Genomic DNA, 17,471 nt, shown 5'->3' on the forward strand with positions numbered 1-17,471 from the left:
GACATGCTCAAATAATGCTCTGAGAAGACCGGGTGAGGCTTGGCAGCCACCCCACCCGGGGACATCCTCAGCAACACGGCCACACGGGTCCGGCGACGACGCCGCACCGGTCGACGGCCCTCCCACCCGGCCCTCCGAAGGGGGCGAACCGATGACTTCCCCTGCCCTGGCCACCGCACCCCGGGACACCGCGCCCCAGGACGCCGCACCGCTGGCGACCGCGCCCCGGGACACCGCCTCCCGGGACGCCGCGCCCCGCCTGGGCGTCGGCCTCGGCTGGCGCGGCGAGATCGACACCATGGTCGAGCGCCAGCCCGGCCTGGACTGGGTCGAGGTGGTCGCCGAGAACATCTGCGCCGACCACCTGCCCGACTCCCTGACCGTCCTGCGCGGACGCGGCGTCACCGTCGTCCCGCACGGCGTCGGCCTCGGCCTCGGCGGCGCCGACCTGCCCGACCCCGCCCGCCTCGCCCGGCTCGCCGAGGCCGCGCTGGCGCTCGGCTCCCCGCTGGTCACCGAGCACCTGGCGTTCGTCCGGGCCGGCGGCCTGGAGGCCGGCCACCTGCTGCCCGTCCCGCGCACCCGGGACTCGCTGCGGGTGATCGCCGAGAACGTCCGGATCGCCCAGGACCAGCTGCCGGTACCGCTCGCCCTGGAGAACATCGCCGCCCAGCTCGCCTGGCCGGACGACGAGTTCACCGAGGGCCAGTTCCTCGCCGAGCTGGTCGAGCGCACCGGCGTCCGGCTGCTGATCGACGTCGCCAACCTGCACACCAACCGGGTCAACCTCGGCATCGACCCGGCCGCCGAGCTCGACCGCCTGCCGCTGGAGGCGCTCGCCTACGTCCACGTCGCGGGCGGCACCCTGGTCGACGGCGTCTGGCACGACACCCACGCCCACCCCGTCACCGAACCGGTGCTGGAGGTGCTGGCCGAGCTGTGCGCGCGGACCGCCCCGCCCGGGGTCCTGCTGGAGCGGGACGCCAACTTCCCGCCGCCCAGCGAGCTGGCCGGTGAACTGGACGCCATCCGCCGGGTGCTGGAGGGGAGCACCCGGCGATGACCGACCTGACCGGGACCGCGCGGGACACCGCCGACCAGGACCTCGCCGCCGCCCGGCGGCGCCTGGCCCGGCGCCAGGAGGAACTGCTGGCCGCCCTGGTGGCCGACGGCCCCGTCCCGCCCGGCTTCGACGAACGCCAGGTCCGCGCCCAGTCCACCGGCCTGGCCGCCAAGCGGCGGGACACCACCGCCAAGGTGGCCCCCGACCTGCCCCGTACGCTCGGGGCGGGGTACGGGCCGCTCTTCCTCGACTACGCCCGCTCCCACCCGCAGACCGGCGGCTACCGGGCCGACGCCCGGGCCTTCGCGCAGTGGGTGCTCACCGACGGCGGCCCGCTCGCCGCCGACCACCGCCGGGCCCTGGAGCAGTGGCTCCACCCGGCCCCCGTACGACCGCCGGGCCCGCTCACCCGCCTGCGCCGGGCCCTGCGCCGGTAACCGGTAGCCGGTAGCCGGTAGCCGTCGACTGTCGGACACCCGGCCGGCCGTCGGCGACTGCGGGGCCACCGGGCCCTGACGAACCATCACCACCTCGGGGGGAACCGCCCATGTGGCACAACAGCTACTTCATCGTCCCGGCCGTCCTGCTGGCGGCCGCCGCGGTCCACGCGGTCCGGACCCGGCAGCGCATCGGCCAGGTCCGGTACGCCAAGGGCCTGCCCGGCCGCGGCCTGCCGCTGCTCGACACCGCGTTCCTGTCCGGCGGGCCGGCGCGGGTGTTCGACACCGCCCTGGTCCGGATGCACATGAGCGAGCAGGCCGTGGTCAGCCGCTCCGGCCTGGTCACGCTCACCGGCGCCAAGCCGTACGACGCGGTCGACAAGGCGGTCCAGGACGCCGTCGGACCGACCGGGAGCCGTCAGCTCGGCCCGCTGCGCCGCACCGTGATGCGCTCCACCGCCGTCCAGGAGATCGGCGACCGGCTCGCCGACCGCGGCCTGATGCGCCGCCCCGAGCGGCTGCGGCGGGCCCGCACCGCCCGCCGGCTGCTCTGGCTCGCGCTGCTCCTGGTGGCGGCCTCCATGGTGGCCGCCCCGCTGCTCGACGACGGCGCCGCCGGCCACGAGCGCCCGAAGCTCTGGATCCCGGTCATCCTGCTGATCGTGGGCGTCGTCTCGCTGCTCGTCACCCCGCTCGTCAAGAGCCGGATCACCCCGGCCGGGCAGCGCCAGCTGTCCCTGATGCAGGGGCCGTGGAAGCCCAATGCCGGGGTGTCGCCGCGGCTGGCCGGCGGCGCGCTGCTGGGCGCGCTCGCGCTCGGCGGCCTGGCCGCCGCCGGGCTGGGGGAGCCGGAGCTGGAGGCCGCGATGCTGGCCGCGTCGACCGACGACGAGGAGTTCTTCCGGCAGGCCACCGCCGCGAACGGCTCCGCGACCTCGTCCTCGTCCTCGTCGTCGTCCTCCTCCTGCTCCTCCGGCTCCGACGGCGGCTCCGCCGCCTGGTGCGGCTCCTCCGACTCCGGTTCCTCCGGCTCCTCCGGGTCCGGCTGCGGCTCGTCCGGCTGCGGGTCCTCCTCGTCGAGCTGCTCCTCGTCCTCCTCCAGCTGCGGCTCCAGCTCGTCGAGTTGCGGCTCCTCGTCGTCCTCCAGCTGCGGGTCGAGCTGCGGCGGTGGCGGCTGCGGCTCCTGACTCCGGCGGCACCCGGCGGAAGTCACAGTTCGGTATCGCGAACCGGGAAGGCGTTCCGCGCGCAGTCGGCACAGGCATACAACAAGCCCATGTGGTTGCTGTTCCTCATACCGGCCTGTGTCGCGGCTGTCCTGTCCTGCGTCCGACTGGTCCGGATGACCGCCACCGCCGACGCCCTCGCCGACCAGAACGGCCTGCGGCCCCCCGAAGCCGTGGGCATCGGCCTGTACGAGACCGCCTACCTGGCCGGCGGCCCGGGCCGGGTGGTCGAACTCGCCCTCGTCCTGATGGCCGGCCGCGGACGGCTCCACCTGGCGCACACCGGCTGGACCACCGTGGTCGACCCCAGGGGCCGCAGCCGCCTGGAGCGGGCGGTCATCGCCACCGTCGGCCCCGAGGGCCAGTGCCGCACCGACGAGCTGCGCCAGGCGGTCGCCGAGCACCCCAACGTGCTGGAGATCGGCGCCCGGCTCGCCCTGGCCGGCCTGGCCACCCCGGCCCTGGTGCAGCGCAACACCGTGGTGGTGATCCGGCAGGTCCGGCACGCGCTGCTGCTGTCCCTGCTCCTGCTGGCTGCCTCGCTGGCCCTCGACGGCTTCACCGGCGGTGACACCCTCGCCCCGCTCGCCTGGTTCTCGCTGCCGCTGGTGCTCACCTCCGGCACCCTGCTGATGGCCCGCGTCGACGTCTACCCGTACACCCGCTGGGCCTCCCCGATCGGGCAGGAGGTGCTGCGCGAGGTCCGCCCGGCCCGCCAGCGCGGCCTGGCCGACGACGAGGAACGCGAACTGCTCACCGCCGTCGCCATGAACGGCCCCGCCGCCCTGCCCGACGCCCGGCTCCGCGCCGCCCTGCGCCCGCACCGCGGCTAGGGCCGCGGCCAACAGCCGGGAAAACCGGCTGCGCCGACCCCTCCCACCAGGGCAGACTCCCGCCCATGGACCAGCACCACCACGCCGTACTCGACCGCGCCCGGGCCGAGGGCCGGCTCGTCCGACTGCACCGGACCCTCCCCGGCGCGGACCGGCTGGAGGGCTTCGTCCTCGGCACCGGCCCGGTCTGGACCCTGCTCGCCACCTGCACGGACCACCGCCTCGACGGCTGGAGCGCCGTCCGCACCGCCGACCTGCGCAAGGTCCGTGACCGGGGCGGCGAGGAGGGCCTGACCGTACGGGCGCTGCGCCGCCGCGGCCTGTGGCCGGTCCGCCCGCCCGGCGCCGACCTGCCGCTGGACGACCTGCCCGGGCTGCTCACCGCCGCCTGCGCCGAGTACGGCCTGATCACCCTGCACACCGAACACCTGGATCCGGACGTCTGCCGGGTCGGCACCGTCACCGGGCTGCGCCCCCGCTCACTGCGGCTGCACGAGGTCGACACCGAGGCCCGCTGGTACCCGGAGCCGACCAAGTACCGGCTCCGCGACGTCACCCGGGTCGGCCTCGGCGACCACTACACCTCCGTGCTGCGCGAGTTCGCCGGTCCGCGACCGGACCGCGACGGCACAGAGGCCGGTTCCCCTGTGTGACACGGGGGAACCGGCCTCCGGGAGCCGTGGGCCGCTCAGACCAGGCCGTTCATCAGACCAGGCCGTTCAGCAGCTCGCTCACCGGCTTGCGGCGCCCGGTGAAGAACGGCACCTCCTCGCGGACGTGCAGCCGGGCCCGGGAGGGGCGCAGGTCGCGCATCAGGTCGACGATCCGGTGCAGCTCGTCCGCCTCGAAGGCGAGCAGCCACTCGTAGTCGCCGAGCGCGAACGAGGCCACCGTGTTGGCCCGCACGTCCGGGTAGCCGCGCGCCATCTGGCCGTGCTCGGCGAGCATCGCGCGCCGCTCGGCGTCCGGCAGCAGGTACCACTCGTAGGAGCGGACGAACGGGTACACGCAGACGTAGTCGCGCGGGCGCTCGTCGGCCAGGAAGGCCGGGATGTGCGACTTGTTGAACTCGGCCGGGCGGTGCAGCGCCATGTTCGACCAGACCGGCTCCAGCAGCCGGCCGAGGCCGGTGCGGCGGAAGCGGTTGTACGCCTCCTGGAGGTCGTCCGAGTCGGCGGCGTGCCACCAGACCAGGATGTCGGCGTCCGCGCGCAGACCGGAGACGTCGTACGTACCGCGCACGGTCACGTCCTTGGCGTCCAGCTGCGCGAACAGCTCGTCCACCTCGGCGGCCAGGGCGGTGCGGTCCTCGGGCAGGCCGCCCTTGAGCTTGAACACCGACCACATGGTGTAGCGGATGACCTGGTTCAGGTCGCGCGCCTTCTTCTTCTCGGGCCGCTGCTCCGGCTCCCGCTCAACGCTCTCAGTCATGCGCCCATTGTCCTCTCCGTGGAACCTTCCCCGGTCGCCGGGGTCAGCAGTCTGTCGACGGCGGCCGCGGCGGCGGCCGCCGAACCGATGCACGCCGGAATGCCCACCCCGTCGTACGCGGCGCCGCACAGCGCCAGCTTGCCCACCCGCCCCGCCGCCGCCCGCACCCGGGCCACCCGGTCCAGGTGCCCCACCGGGTACTGCGGCAGACCGGCCGAGAACCGCGAGACGAAGGTGTCGTACGGCCGGGCGGTCAGCCCGATCGCCTCCCTGAGATCGGCCAGCGACCGCGCCACCAGCTCCTCGTCCGGCAGCCCCAGCGCCTCCTCCTCGCGGTACCGGCCCAGCGAGGTGCGCAGCAGGAACGCGTCCGGCGCGGAGCGCTCCAGCCAGCCCCACTTGTTCGAGGAGAAGGTCGACGCCTTGATCTGCCGCCCGTCCACCGGCGGCACCAGGAAGCCGCTGCCGCTCGGCGGCTCGGCCAGGTCGGCGCGGCGGAAGGCCAGGGTGACCAGGGCCATGCCCGCGTACTCGACGGCGTCCAGCTCGGTGGCGGCCGCCGGGGCGTCCTCGCGCAGCAGCCGGGCCGCGGCGGGCGCCGGGACGGCCAGCACCACGGCGTCCGCGTGCAGCACCTCGCCGCCGGTCACCACCCGCCAGCCGTCGGGGGTGCGGCGCAGCTCGTCCACCGGGGCGTCGGTGCGCAGGTCCACCCCCGCCCGGACACAGGCCGCGGCGACCGCGCCGGGCAGCGTACCGAGACCGCCGCGCAGGCCCTGGAACACCGGGGTGCCGACCACCTTCGGCCGCGAGGCCAGCTCGTGCACCCCCGCGACCAGCGAGCCGCCGTCACGCGCGATCGACAGCAGCTGCGGCACGGCGGCGCGCAGCGAGATCTCCTCGGCGCGGCCCGCGTAGACGCCGCCGAGCAGCGGCTCGACCAGCCGGTCCACCACCTCCTGGCCCAGCCGGTCGGCGACGTAGCGGCCGATCGCGACGTCCTCGCCGACCTCGGTGCCCCGCTCGTGCCGGGCCCGCTCCAGGCCCTCGTCTGTCAGCACCCCGGAGGCGGCCAGCGCCTCCAGGTCACCGGGGACGCCCATCACCTGCCCGCCGGGCAGCGGCCGCAGCGCGCCGCGGGTCCAGATCGCGGCCTTCGCGGTGGTCGGCGGCTCCAGCTCCCCGCCGAGCCCGACCGCCCGCGCCAGCTCCACCGCCTCCGGCCGCCGGGCCAGCACCGACTCGGCCCCGAGGTCCACCCGGACCCCGCCGACCTCCCCGCCCCACAGCTTCCCGCCGACCCGCCCGGACGCCTCCAGCACCGTCACCCGCGCCCGCGCCGGCCCCCCGGCCGCCCCGCTCAGGAAGGCGGCCGCAGCCAGCCCCGCGATCCCACCACCGACGACGACGACCTGTGCATCCGACATGCTCCGCAGTCTCGCAGACCCTTACACCGGACCCTCAATCCGCTGCACGCTTCGCCCGCTTCCAGCGGGACACGAGGTGGTCGAGATCGATGACCACCGGAAACGGCACCGGATGCTCCAGTTTGGACCGAAAGATCCCGGCAGAGGCGTAGGCAGAGGTTGCCTGATCCAGCTCGTAGACGTGTACGACGGGCAGGCCGTCCTCATCCTCAACGATCCAGTAGTGCGGAATCCCGGCTTCGGCGTACTTGCGGAACTTGACCGTGCGGTCGCGGTGCACGGACTCCGGCGACACGACCTCGATGACGAGCAGCACATCGGCCGGGTCATACCGCGTGCGGTCGGGGTCGGGTTCCGCGGTCACGACCATCACGTCCGGCTCCGGACGGTTGAGCCGGTCAAGCTTGATCGCGATCTCACGCTCTGGCCACATCCCGTCCGGCACGAGGCCTTCCAGCGCCGTGTTCAGTCCCGATACGACCCAACTGTGCCAAGGACGCTGAGGGGACATCATGAAGACCAGTGCTCCATCGATCAGTTCGGTGTGCCGCGGCGCCTGCGGCAAGTGGTCGAGGTCGTCTGCGATCCAACCCTCGACTCTGGGCGCGTACATCCAGTCCGGCAGCTCACTCATGCCCTCAAGATAGCGAGTGGGGGGAGACGGCGGACCGCCACTTAACCTGTGTGCTATGGAACCGATCGTGGTGAGTGCGTGTCTGGCCGGGATTCCCTGTCGGTACGACGGGCGGGCGAAGACCTCCGACGGCGCCGTGCGGCTGGTCGAGGAGGGGCGGGCCGTGGTGGTGTGCCCGGAGGGGGCGGGCGGGCTGCCGACGCCGCGGCCGCCGGCGGAGATCGTGGGCGGGGACGGCGCGGACGTGCTGGACGGGCGGGCCCGGGTGGTGGACGCGACGGGCGCGGACTGCACCGCGGAGTTCCTGGCCGGTGCCCGGGCGGCGCTGTCCGCCGCCGAGGAGGCGGGGGCCCGGCGGGCGGTGCTGATGGCGCGCAGCCCGTCCTGCGGCTGCGGTCAGGTGTACGACGGGACGTTCTCCGGGGAGCTGCGCCCGGGTGACGGGGTGACGGCGGCGCTGCTGCGCCGGGCCGGGATCGAGGTCACGGCCGGGTAGTGGGCCCCCTGAGTCCGGGGGCCCACCGCCCTGAGGTCAGCGTGCGCTGGCCTCGTGGACGAAGGCGACGAGGCGGCTGAGCGCGTCCGGGTCCATGGACGGCAGCACGCCGTGGCCGAGGTTGAAGATGTGGCCGCTGGTGCCGAGCGCCTGGGCGGCGTGCAGCACCTCGCGGGCCTTGGTCTCGACGACCTTGGTGGGCGCGTACAGCACCGCCGGGTCGAGGTTGCCCTGGAGGCCCTTGCCCTGGCCGACCCGCTCGGCGGCGACGTTCAGCGGGACCCGCCAGTCGACGCCGACGATGTCGGCGCCGGCCTGGCCCATCAGGCCGAGCAGCTCGCCGGTGCCGACGCCGAAGTGGATCCGCGGCACGCCGTACCCGGCGACGGCGTCGAAGACCTTGGTGCTGGACGGCATCACCGAGCGGCGGTAGTCGTCCGGCGCGAGGGCGCCGACCCAGGAGTCGAACAGCTGGACCGCGGAGGCGCCGGCCTCGATCTGCACCTTGAGGAAGGCCGAGGTGATGTCCGCGAGCCGGTCCACCAGGGCGGCCCACAGCTCGGGCTGCCCGTACATCATGGCCTTGGTGTTCTCGTGGTTCTTGGACGGGCCGCCCTCGATCAGGTAGCTGGCCAGCGTGTACGGCGCGCCGGCGAAGCCGATCAGCGGGGTCTCGCCGAGCTCGTCCACCAGCAGGCCGACGGCCTCGGTGATGTAGGGGACGTCGTCGGGCTCCAGCGGGCGCAGCCGCTTCAGGTCCTCGGCGGTGCGGATCGGGTCGGCGATGACCGGGCCGATGCCGGGCTTGATGTCGACGTCGATGCCGACGGCCTTGAGCGGCACCACGATGTCGCTGAAGAAGATCGCGGCGTCCACCTTGTGCCGGCGCACCGGCTGGAGGGTGATCTCCTTGACCAGCTCGGGCCGCATGCAGGACTCCAGCATGGGGATGCCCTCGCGGACCTTCAGGTACTCGGGCAGCGAGCGGCCGGCCTGGCGCATGAACCACACCGGGGTGTGCGGCACGGGCTCGTGCCGGCAGGCGCGCAGGAACGCCGAGTCGTGCGCGGCGCCGCGGCGCCCGGGGGTGGTCGGGCCGTCGTGGGTGGCCGCCGTGCTGTCTGCCGTAGTCTCGCTCACCGTCAAATCTTCGCACGCGTGCCGGGCCCGGTTTCCCGGCCGGTCTCGTCGGTTCCTCCAAGATCTGTCCGGGTTTGCCGTTCCGGCACGCCGCTGGGAGAGAAGTTGCGGCGATAACCCCGTTCTTCGACCTAGTCTTCGGGACATGGCAGCGGTCGGAGGGCACCCCGCACAGGGTGGCGGAGCAGGTGGCGGAGCGGGTCGCGAGGGGGCGCCGAGCGAGTTCCGGGCGGCCGTGGCGGCCCTGGACGGGGCCCGGTTGCGGCCCGAGGTGCAGCTCTCCCCCGCGCCGGCGCCGCGCCGGCTCGCCCCGTACTCGTTCGCGGTGACCGCCTCGGTCGAGGTGGACGGCGAGGAGCTGGCGGACGGCCGGCTGGTGCTGCTGTACGACCCGGCCGGGCAGGAGGCCTGGAACGGGGAGTTCCGGGTGGTCACGATGACCCGGGCCGAGCTGGAGCCGGAGATGGCCGGCGACCCGATGCTCTCCGAGGTGGGCTGGGCCTGGCTGCTGGACTCCCTGCAGGCGCACGCCGCCGGGTTCGCGGAGCCGTCCGGCACGGTGACGCTGGCCTCCTCCCAGTACTTCGGGGGTCTGGCGGACCGCCCGTCCTCGACGGAGATCGAGATCCGGGCCTCCTGGACCCCGGCCGACGGCCGTTTCGAGCGGCACCTGGCGGCCTGGGGGGACCTGCTGTGTGTCAGCGCCGGCCTGCCGCCGGCCGCCCCGGCTCCGCAGGGTCCCGCCGAGGTTCCTTCACTCGGTGGAGTGGTCCCGATGCCGGCCCGGCGACGCCCGCGGTCGCACTGACGGGTGGTGTGCGGCTCCGGCGGCACCCGGGGGCCGGACGCCACCCCCAGGGCTGACGGAGTGTGACTTCGGACCCGCTCTGCGTCAATTCACCGGTCGATACCGACCGATCGGCACCGAATCTGATCGATTTTGTGCGAATACCAGGCATGTCGCATCAATCATTTGCGCGATTTGTCCGTATTGTTACTCACTAGATCGTGATCTTTCGCTAAAGCCGGGCACGGATGCTGCCGAAGCAGTCTGTGACCCTTTCCCAACGCGGAACACTCCGACCGCCCCCATCGGGGTTCCGTCCGCCACTCCCCGCAGGAGGCCTGGTGTCGGTCCTTCTTGAGCACCCCGCAAACGTGGTCGCCTACCGGCCGACCAAGCCCACCGCCATGGTGGTCATCGCCGATCCCCGTGTCCGAAACACCGTCACCCGCCACCTGTGGGCCCTCGGTGTCCGGGACGTGATCGAGGTGTCCTCCATCGCCGAGGCCCGCCCACGGGTCTCCACCCCCCGCGACATCTGCGTCGCCGACGTCCACCTCCCGGACGGATCCGGGCTGACCATCCTCGCCGAGACCCGTGCCGCGGGCTGGCCCAACGGCCTGGCACTGTCCGCCGCCGACGACATCGGCGCGGTCCGCAGCGCGCTGGCCGGCGGCGTCAAGGGATACGTGGTGACCGGCACCCGGACGAACGTCGCGATGCCGGGCCGCCCCGGGATGCCGCTCGGCGCCGCCGGGCTGGCCGGCCGGATGCGCCGCCCCGGGATGCCGGGCATGCCGGGCGCGGCCGGAGCGCCGGGCGCCCCCGGAGCCCCTGGTGCGCCCGGCGCGCAGCAGGCCGCCTACCGCGAGCTTTCCGGCCGCGAGGTCGAGGTGCTGCGGCTGGTCGCCGAGGGCCAGTCCAACAAGGCGATCGGCGTGGCGATGGGCCTGTCGGCGCTCACCGTGAAGAGCCACCTCGCCCGGATCGCCCGCAAGCTGGGCACCGGCGACCGCGCCGGCATGGTCGCGGTCGCGCTGCGCACCGGCATCATCCACTGAGCCGGACGCTCCGGACCGCTGCGGCGGCCGAGGAGGAACGTTTCCTCCTCGGCCGCCGCGGCGCTGTTCCGGGGCCCGCCGTCGAACTCCCGTCGTCAACCTCCCGCCGCCGAACTCCCGTCACCCCCGGAGGGCCCGCGGCGGGCGAACCGCGCCCCGGAGCGGGGCGGGCCGCCCCCGGGCGATCAACAGTCTGACCAGTCCGACAACACTCCCGGCCGCGAGGACCGTCGTACCCTTGGGGGGTGACCGACGCCGTAGCAGCCATCCCAGAAGAAGCAGCCCCGGTCCCGCTCCTTGAGCCGAGGGAGGGGATCCCGCCCGTCGTGGCGGACGAACAGGCGCTGGGCGCCGTCGTCGCCGCCTTCGCCGCGGGCACCGGACCGGTGGCCGTCGATGCCGAACGGGCCTCCGGCTACCGCTACGGGCAGCGCGCCTACCTCATCCAGCTGCGCCGCGCGGGTTCCGGCTCCGCCCTGATCGACCCGATCGCCTGCCCGGACCTCAGTGCGCTCGGCAAGGCCGTCGAGGACGCCGAGTGGGTCGTCCACGCGGCCAGCCAGGACCTGCCCTGCCTGTCCGACGTCGGCATGAGACCCCAGCGCCTGTTCGACACCGAGCTGGCCGGGCGGATCGCCGGCTTCGCCCGGGTCGGCCTCGGGCCGATGACCGAGAACGTGCTCGGACTGAGCCTGTCCAAGGAGCACTCCGCGGTCGACTGGTCCACCCGCCCGCTGCCCGAGCCGTGGCTGCGCTACGCCGCTCTGGACGTCGAGGTGCTGGTCGAGCTGCGCGACGCACTCGAACAGGAGCTGGACGCCCAGGGCAAGCTCGGCTGGGCGATGGAGGAGTTCGCCTCGATCGCCGCCGCGCCCCGCCCGGGCCCGCGCAACGACCCGTGGCGCCGCACCTCGCAGCTGCACAAGATCCGCCGCCGCCGTCAGCTGGCCGTGGTGCGCGAGCTGTGGCTGGTCCGCGACCGGATGGCGCAGGACCGCGACGTCTCCCCCGGCCGGGTGCTCGCCGACGCGGCGATCGTCAACGCCGCGCTGGCCATGCCGCTGAACATCGCCTCCCTGCAGGCCGTCCAGGGCTTCGGCCCGCGGGTGCACCGGCGCCAGCTGGAGCAGTGGCTGGCGGCCGTGCAGCGCGCCCGGGAGATCCCGGAGAACATGCTGCCGCCGGCCACCGCGCCGCACGACGGACCGCCGCCGCCGCGGGCCTGGGCCGAGAAGGACCCGGTGGCCGCCGCCCGGCTGTCCGGCGCGCGCGCCGCGATCAGCGAGCTGGCCGAGCGGTACCACGTGCCGGCCGAGAACCTGATGACCCCGGACACCGTCCGCCGGGTCTGCTGGCACCCGCCGACCGAGCCGGGCCCCGAGGCCGTGGCCGCCGCCCTGCGCGGGTTCGGCGCCCGGCAGTGGCAGGTGGACCTGGTGGCGCCGGCGGTGGCCGCCGCGTTCGCCGCGGCCGCGGCCCAGGACTGATCACGGCAACACGTGGAAGGGGATGTCATCCGTACGGGTGGCATCCCCTTCGTCGTACCCGTACGTCGTACCTGCCCGTCGCACCCGGGAACGACGCTCCTGGTCGGACGGGCCGGGGAACGTGTCGGGGGACACATGGTCGGATCCCTCCGAGGGGCCTGGGCAGGTTGGTTACCGGCGGGTAGCATGGCGGTGATGCGGCGCCGCTCGGGTCTTCGACGGCGGCAGCCCGCCCAATCGTCATGTTGGTCCCTGGGAGGAGAGCCCCCGTGCCTCGTACCGCGAGGGACGTCGTCTTCGTCGATGGCGTCCGCACCCCGTTCGGCAAGGCAGGCCCGAAGGGCATCTACCACGAGACGCGCGCCGACGACCTCGTCGTCAAGTGCATCCGGGAGCTCGTGCGCCGTAACCCGAACCTGCCCGTCGAGCGCATCGACGAGGTCGCCGTCGCGGCCACCACGCAGATCGGCGACCAGGGCCTGACCATCGGGCGCACCGCCGCCCTGCTGTCCGGCCTGCCGAAGTCCGTCCCCGGCTACGCGATCGACCGCATGTGCGCCGGCGCGCTGACCGCCGTGACCACCACCGCCGGCGGCATCGCCTTCGGCGCGTACGACGTGGTCGTGGCCGGCGGTGTCGAGCACATGGGCCGCCACCCGATGGGCGAGGGCGTCGACCCGAACCCGCGCTTCGTCTCCGAGAAGCTGGTCGACGAGTCCGCCCTGTTCATGGGCATGACCGCGGAGAACCTGCACGACCGGTTCCCGCACCTGACCAAGGAGCGCTGCGACGCCTACGCCGTGCGCTCCCAGGAGAAGGCCGCCAAGGCGTACGCCAACGGCGACATCCAGCCCGACCTGGTGCCGATCTCGATCCGCAACACCAACCCCGAGGTCGGCGAGACCGGCTGGGGCCTGGCCACCGTGGACGAGCCGCTGCGCCCGGGCACCACGATGGAGTCGCTGGCCGGCCTGAAGACCCCGTTCCGCCCGCACGGCAACATCACCGCGGGCAACTCGGCCGGTCTGAACGACGGCGCCACCGCCTCGCTGCTGGCCGCCGAGGACGTCGCCGAGGAGCTCGGCCTCCCGGTCAAGATGCGCCTGGTCTCCTTCGCCTTCGCGGGCGTCGAGCCCGAGGTCATGGGCATCGGCCCGGTGCCGGCCACCGAGAAGGCGCTGGCCAAGGCCGGTCTGACCATCGACGACATCCAGGCCTTCGAGATCAACGAGGCCTTCGCCGTCCAGGTCCTGTCCTTCCTGGACCACTACGGCATCGCGGACGACGACGAGCGGGTCAACCCGTACGGCGGCGCGATCGCCTTCGGCCACCCGCTGGCCTCCTCCGGCGTGCGCCTGATGAACCAGCTGGCCCGCCGCTTCGAGCAGCGCCCGGACGTCCGCTACGGCCTCACCACGATGTGCATCGGCTTCGGCATGGGCGGCACCATCATCTGGGAGAACCCGCACTGGAGCGGAGCGACCCAGAACACCGAGCTCGAGGGTGGTAAGTGACCATGACGAACACCACCGAGCTGCTGACCCGCGGCGCCGAGCTCTTCCCGGGCGAGGTCGTCACGACCGCGCACGTCCGCCACCTCGACCTGCCGCTGCAGGCCGGCCGGCTGGCCCTGATCACCCTGGACAACGGCTTCGACCACACCAAGCCGACCACCTTCGGCCCGGGCTCGCTGCTCAAGCTGAACGAGGCGCTGGACCAGGTCGCGGCCGAGGCCGCCGAGGGCACGATCGTCGGCGCCGCGATCACCGGCAAGCCGTTCATCTTCGCGGTCGGCGCCGACCTCAAGGGCGTCGAGCTGCTCAAGGAGCACGCGGACGCGCTGGCCATCGGCAAGGGCGGCCACGACGTCTTCCAGCGGATCGCCACGCTGCCCGTCCCCACCTTCGCCTTCTACAACGGCGCGGCGATGGGCGGCGGCGTCGAGGTCGGCCTGCACTGCGACTACCGCACGGTGTCGGCGGGCGTCCCGGCCTTCTCGCTGCCCGAGGTCTTCCTCGGCCTCGTCCCCGGCTGGGGCGGCTGCACCATCCTGCCGAACCTGGTGGGTGCCGGTAAGGCCGTCAAGGTCATCGTCGAGAACTCGATGAACCAGAACAAGCAGCTCAAGGGCAAGGACGTGTTCGAGCTGGGGATCGCCGACGCGATCTTCGAGCCGGCCGACTTCCTGGAGCAGTCGCTGCTCTGGGCCGCCAAGGTCGTCAAGGGCGACGTCGTCGTCGAGCGCGAGGCGATCGACCGCGGCAAGGCCTGGGACGACGCCGTCCTCTGGGGCCGCATGGTCGCCGACGCCAAGGTGCACGGCGCCGCTCCGGCCGCCTACAGGGCGCTGGACATCATCGCCGCCGCCAAGGACTTCGACCTCGCGGACAAGGCCAGCCTCCAGGCCGGCTTCGACGCCGAGGACGCGGCCCTGGCCGACCTCATCATGAGCGGCGAGCTGCGCAGCGGCATCTACGCCTTCAACCTGGTGCAGCGCCGGGCCAAGCGCCCGGTCGGCGCGCCGGACAAGTCGCTGGCCCGCCCGGTCACCAAGGTCGGCGTCGTCGGCGCCGGTCTGATGGCCTCGCAGCTGGCGCTGCTGTTCGCCCGCCGTCTGGAGGTGCCGGTGGTCCTCACCGACATCGACCAGGCGCGCGTGGACAAGGGCGTCGGCTACGTCCACGCCGAGATCGACAAGCTGCTCGGCAAGGGCCGGATCGGCCAGGACAAGGCCAACCGTCTCAAGGGCCTGGTCTCCGGCTCGCTGGACAAGGCCGCCGCCTTCGGCGACGCGGACTTCGTCATCGAGGCCGTGTTCGAGGAGATGGGCGTCAAGCAGGCCGTCTTCGCGGACCTGGAGAACGTGGTCTCGCCGACCTGCGTGCTGGCGACCAACACCTCCTCGCTGTCGGTCACCGAGATGGCCTCGAAGCTGAAGCACCCCGAGCGGGTCGTCGGCTTCCACTTCTTCAACCCGGTCGCGATCCTGCCGCTGCTGGAGATCGTCCGCGGCGACTCGACGGACGACGCCTCGCTGGCCACCGCCTTCGCGGTGTCCAAGAAGCTGAAGAAGACCTCGGTGCTCTGCAAGGACCGCCCCGCGTTCGTGGTGAACCGGATCCTGACCCGCTTCATGGGCGAGATCCAGGGCATCATCGACGAGGGCACCCCGATCGCCGACGTCGAGAAGGCCGTCGAGCCGCTCGGCCTGCCGATGTCCCCGATCGTGCTGCTGGAGCTGGTCGGCCCGGCCATCGCCCTGCACGTCTCGGAGACCCTGCACGGCGCCTTCCCGGAGCGGTTCACCGTCTCCGAGAACCTCGCCAAGGTGGTCAAGGCCGGCAAGCGCGGCTTCTACACCTGGACGGACGGCCAGCAGGTCCTCGACCCCGAGGTGCTGGAGCTGCTGACCTTCGGCGACTCGGTGCTCACCGGGGAGCAGGTCCGCGCCCGCGCCCTGGAGGCCGTGGCGCAGGAGATCGGCCTGATGCTGGAGGAGGGTGTCGTCGCCGAGGCGCAGGACATCGACCTCTGCATGATCACCGGTGCCGGCTGGCCCTTCCACCTGGGCGGGATCACCCCGTACCTGGACCGTGAGGGCGTCTCGGAGCGGGTGAACGGCAAGGCCTTCCTCGCCCCCGGCGTGGCCTCGGTGCCCGCGTAACGCAGGGCCCGAACACGGAGCCCCGGTGACCGCCTGGTCACCGGGGCTCCTCCGTGTGTACGGGGCTGCCGCCCGGACGCGGCGTGTACGGCGTTTCCGCCCGAGGTCCTGTGTACGGCGCTGCCGCCGAGAACCCGGCGTGTACGGCGTTGCCGCGAGGAAACCGGGTACGGGCCGCCTCAGTGCTTGAGGCGGTACACCACGGTGTCGGCGAAGACGCCGACCATCTCGTAGTGGGTGTCCAGCAGGTTCTCGATCCGGGGGACCATGACCGGCTGGTACGGGGCGATGCCGGAGTCGTCGACCACGACCTCGGGCAGGCCGTTGGCCAGCTCCTTGTCGAAGGTCTGCCAGGCGTTGGAGACGCTGAACTGCTCGCCGACGTTCTGGTTGCCGTCCTTGCCGCCGCTGTAGTTGGTGAGGAAGCCGGCGGTCAGGTAGCGGGTGGCGGGCTTGCGGTCGGCCAGCCAGTACAGCTCGGGGTGCATGCCCCAGACCAGCACGGTGTCCTTGGGGGTGGTCTGGGCGGCGACGGCGGTGGCGACCTCGGTGGTGCGGTTGAGCCGCTCCCCCGGCCAGGCCAGCGCCAGGCTCCAGAACACCGTGGCGGCGGCCGTGGTGTACAGCAGGACGGGCTTCCAGCGGATCGCCGAGGTGGCGACCGCTCCGGTGCCCAGCAGCACCAGCGGCGGGATCAGCTGGAGGTAGTAGTGGCCGAAGAAGTGGAAGCCCACGCTGACCGCGACGACCGAGGAGAGCAGCCAGACCCACAGGTCGGTGGTCGAGCCGTGCTCCTCGCCGGCCACCGGCAGCGGGCGGTGGCGGTGCTTGAGCCAGAGCCGGCGTCCGACCGGGAGCAGGAAGCCCAGGCCGGCCGCGGCCAGGATGGCCGAGTTGCCGAAGGCCCGGCCGAGCATCTGGAGCCAGGCACCGCCGAAGGAGGCGTAGTCGCCGCTGCCGGTGACCACCCAGAAGAGGAAGCCCTTGGGCTTGGTGAGGATCACCGCGACCAGCGCTATCGGCAGGGTGAAGCCGAACCCGATCTTGAACAGCGCGGGCGGCCAGCGCACCCCGCGCCGGCGGGCGTCCTGGAACAGCATCCAGAGCACCGGCAGCAGCACCGCGCCGCCGGTCTGCTTGGTCAGTGAGCAGAGGGCGACCGCGATGCCCGCGGCCAGCCAGCGGCGCCGTTCGGCGTACCGGAAGGCGGCCACCATGGCGGGCAGCATGAAGACCTCGAAGGTCGCCGCCTGGGTGTCCTCCGGGGAGAGCCCGATGGAGACCAGCAGGTAGAGCAGTCCGGCCCCGGCCCCGGCCCGGTTGCCCCAGCGGCCGCGGGCGATCGAGGCCAGCAGGATCGCGGTGACCAGGTGGGCCACCACCGCCAGGGTGCGCAGCGGCCAGAGCGAGGCGGAGCCGAAGACCGCGAAGCAGGCCTGGTAGAGCCAGGGCAGCAGCGGTGGTTTGCGGTCCACCACGGTGTCGTACAGCACCCCGCCGTCCGCCAGCATCCGGGCCTGGGTGGCCAGGAAGCCCTCGTCCGGGCTCCAGACGGGCCGGGCGAAGGAGGGGATGTGGGTGAGCAGCGCGACCAGCGCGAGCACCGGCACCAGCCTGGTCCAGTACCCGGTGAGAACACGGGTACGGACGCGCTCGGGCAGGCGCTCGGCCAGTCCGGTGAGGCGGAGGCGGGTGGGGGTCGGCACGGGTGACAACCTACCGGGCGGGATCGGCGCCGGTAGCGCCGGTCCCGCCTTTCAGTGCGATTGTCAGCTTGTTCCGTGA

General features: G+C 73.2%; 14 protein-coding genes and 1 pseudogene. 10 read left to right on the top strand and 5 right to left on the bottom strand.

Features of this window, described 5'->3' with window-relative positions:
* Positions 1-298 precede the first annotated feature (298 nt).
* The 4 genes and pseudogenes from ACFY4B_RS21785 (at position 299) to ACFY4B_RS21800 (ending at position 4,215) form a co-directional block, all read left to right on the top strand.
* A pseudogene (locus ACFY4B_RS21785) lies at positions 299-1,500 on the top strand (DUF692 domain-containing protein).
* A gap of 110 nt (positions 1,501-1,610) precedes the next feature.
* Complete coding sequence (locus ACFY4B_RS21790) at positions 1,611-2,690, top strand: TIGR04222 domain-containing membrane protein (protein ID WP_387969943.1); 1,080 nt, start codon at positions 1,611-1,613, stop codon at positions 2,688-2,690.
* 89 nt (positions 2,691-2,779) lie between these two features.
* Positions 2,780-3,562: a TIGR04222 domain-containing membrane protein gene (locus ACFY4B_RS21795; protein ID WP_074001688.1), complete on the top strand. Its 783-nt coding sequence runs from the start codon at positions 2,780-2,782 to the stop codon at positions 3,560-3,562.
* 65 nt (positions 3,563-3,627) lie between these two features.
* Entirely contained in the window at positions 3,628-4,215 is a 588-nt protein-coding gene (locus ACFY4B_RS21800) for a hypothetical protein (protein WP_387969946.1), read from the top strand.
* A gap of 52 nt (positions 4,216-4,267) precedes the next feature.
* Here ACFY4B_RS21800 and hemQ read toward each other — a convergent pair whose 3' ends face one another.
* Genes hemQ through ACFY4B_RS21815 form a run of 3 tightly spaced genes read right to left on the bottom strand, consistent with a single transcriptional unit; the run spans position 4,268 to position 7,054 of the window.
* Positions 4,268-4,993, bottom strand: coding sequence for a hydrogen peroxide-dependent heme synthase (gene hemQ / locus ACFY4B_RS21805; RefSeq protein ID WP_049651284.1), 726 nt, complete (start codon positions 4,991-4,993; stop codon positions 4,268-4,270).
* Entirely contained in the window at positions 4,990-6,420 is a 1,431-nt protein-coding gene (gene hemG / locus ACFY4B_RS21810; protein ID WP_387969950.1) for a protoporphyrinogen oxidase, read from the bottom strand. The genes hemQ and hemG overlap by 4 nt, the downstream gene beginning before the upstream one ends.
* Positions 6,421-6,454: 34 nt before the next feature.
* Positions 6,455-7,054, bottom strand: a complete 600-nt coding sequence (locus ACFY4B_RS21815) for a Uma2 family endonuclease (protein ID WP_117489926.1) — start codon at positions 7,052-7,054, stop codon at positions 6,455-6,457.
* Positions 7,055-7,109: 55 nt separating this feature from the next.
* Here ACFY4B_RS21815 and ACFY4B_RS21820 point away from each other — a divergent pair, with 55 nt between their 5' ends.
* Positions 7,110-7,550: a DUF523 domain-containing protein gene (locus ACFY4B_RS21820; protein WP_049651282.1), complete on the top strand. Its 441-nt coding sequence runs from the start codon at positions 7,110-7,112 to the stop codon at positions 7,548-7,550.
* 36 nt (positions 7,551-7,586) lie between these two features.
* On the opposite strand, the gene hemE is transcribed toward ACFY4B_RS21820, so the two are convergent.
* Entirely contained in the window at positions 7,587-8,600 is a 1,014-nt protein-coding gene (gene hemE, locus ACFY4B_RS21825) for a uroporphyrinogen decarboxylase (protein ID WP_234348351.1), read from the bottom strand.
* A 235-nt stretch (positions 8,601-8,835) separates the two neighbouring features.
* Between hemE and ACFY4B_RS21830 the strand changes: the two genes are divergently transcribed.
* The 5 genes from ACFY4B_RS21830 to ACFY4B_RS21850 all read left to right on the top strand — a co-directional run bounded on the left by ACFY4B_RS21830 (position 8,836) and on the right by ACFY4B_RS21850 (position 15,686).
* Positions 8,836-9,498, top strand: a complete 663-nt coding sequence (locus tag ACFY4B_RS21830; RefSeq protein WP_074005620.1) for a DUF3000 domain-containing protein — start codon at positions 8,836-8,838, stop codon at positions 9,496-9,498.
* Positions 9,499-9,818: 320 nt separating this feature from the next.
* Complete coding sequence (locus ACFY4B_RS21835) at positions 9,819-10,535, top strand: response regulator transcription factor (RefSeq protein WP_049651279.1); 717 nt, start codon at positions 9,819-9,821, stop codon at positions 10,533-10,535.
* A gap of 245 nt (positions 10,536-10,780) precedes the next feature.
* The gene (locus tag ACFY4B_RS21840) at positions 10,781-12,022 is read left to right on the top strand and encodes a ribonuclease D (protein WP_049651278.1); all 1,242 of its coding nucleotides are present in this window, start codon (positions 10,781-10,783) and stop codon (positions 12,020-12,022) included.
* A 269-nt stretch (positions 12,023-12,291) separates the two neighbouring features.
* Positions 12,292-13,536 carry an acetyl-CoA C-acyltransferase gene (locus tag ACFY4B_RS21845; protein ID WP_049651277.1) on the top strand — a complete coding sequence of 415 codons (1,245 nt, stop codon included), beginning with the start codon at positions 12,292-12,294 and terminating at the stop codon, positions 13,534-13,536.
* A 2-nt stretch (positions 13,537-13,538) separates the two neighbouring features.
* The gene (locus tag ACFY4B_RS21850; RefSeq protein WP_375873232.1) at positions 13,539-15,686 is read left to right on the top strand and encodes a 3-hydroxyacyl-CoA dehydrogenase NAD-binding domain-containing protein; all 2,148 of its coding nucleotides are present in this window, start codon (positions 13,539-13,541) and stop codon (positions 15,684-15,686) included.
* A gap of 179 nt (positions 15,687-15,865) precedes the next feature.
* Here the strand turns inward: ACFY4B_RS21850 and ACFY4B_RS21855 are convergent, their stop codons facing one another.
* The gene (locus ACFY4B_RS21855; RefSeq protein WP_234348350.1) at positions 15,866-17,392 is read right to left on the bottom strand and encodes a glycosyltransferase family 39 protein; all 1,527 of its coding nucleotides are present in this window, start codon (positions 17,390-17,392) and stop codon (positions 15,866-15,868) included.
* Between the last annotated feature and the right edge of the window lie 79 nt (positions 17,393-17,471).

Origin of the sequence: Kitasatospora sp. NPDC001261 (assembly GCF_042896795.1) — a bacterium.
GTDB lineage: Bacteria > Actinomycetota > Actinomycetes > Streptomycetales > Streptomycetaceae > Kitasatospora.

Bases quoted from the DNA above. Each gene is read 5' to 3' on its own strand.
- ACFY4B_RS21790 (WP_387969943.1), top strand. From the start codon at position 1,611: ATGTGGCACAACAGCTACTTCATCGTCCCGGCCGTCCTGCTGGCGGCC.
- ACFY4B_RS21795 (WP_074001688.1), top strand. From the start codon at position 2,780: ATGTGGTTGCTGTTCCTCATACCGGCCTGTGTCGCGGCTGTCCTGTCC.
- ACFY4B_RS21800 (WP_387969946.1), top strand. From the start codon at position 3,628: ATGGACCAGCACCACCACGCCGTACTCGACCGCGCCCGGGCCGAGGGC.
- hemQ (WP_049651284.1), bottom strand. From the start codon at position 4,993: ATGACTGAGAGCGTTGAGCGGGAGCCGGAGCAGCGGCCCGAGAAGAAG.
- hemG (WP_387969950.1), bottom strand. From the start codon at position 6,420: ATGTCGGATGCACAGGTCGTCGTCGTCGGTGGTGGGATCGCGGGGCTG.
- ACFY4B_RS21815 (WP_117489926.1), bottom strand. From the start codon at position 7,054: ATGAGTGAGCTGCCGGACTGGATGTACGCGCCCAGAGTCGAGGGTTGG.
- ACFY4B_RS21820 (WP_049651282.1), top strand. From the start codon at position 7,110: ATGGAACCGATCGTGGTGAGTGCGTGTCTGGCCGGGATTCCCTGTCGG.
- ACFY4B_RS21830 (WP_074005620.1), top strand. From the start codon at position 8,836: ATGGCAGCGGTCGGAGGGCACCCCGCACAGGGTGGCGGAGCAGGTGGC.
- ACFY4B_RS21850 (WP_375873232.1), top strand. From the start codon at position 13,539: ATGACGAACACCACCGAGCTGCTGACCCGCGGCGCCGAGCTCTTCCCG.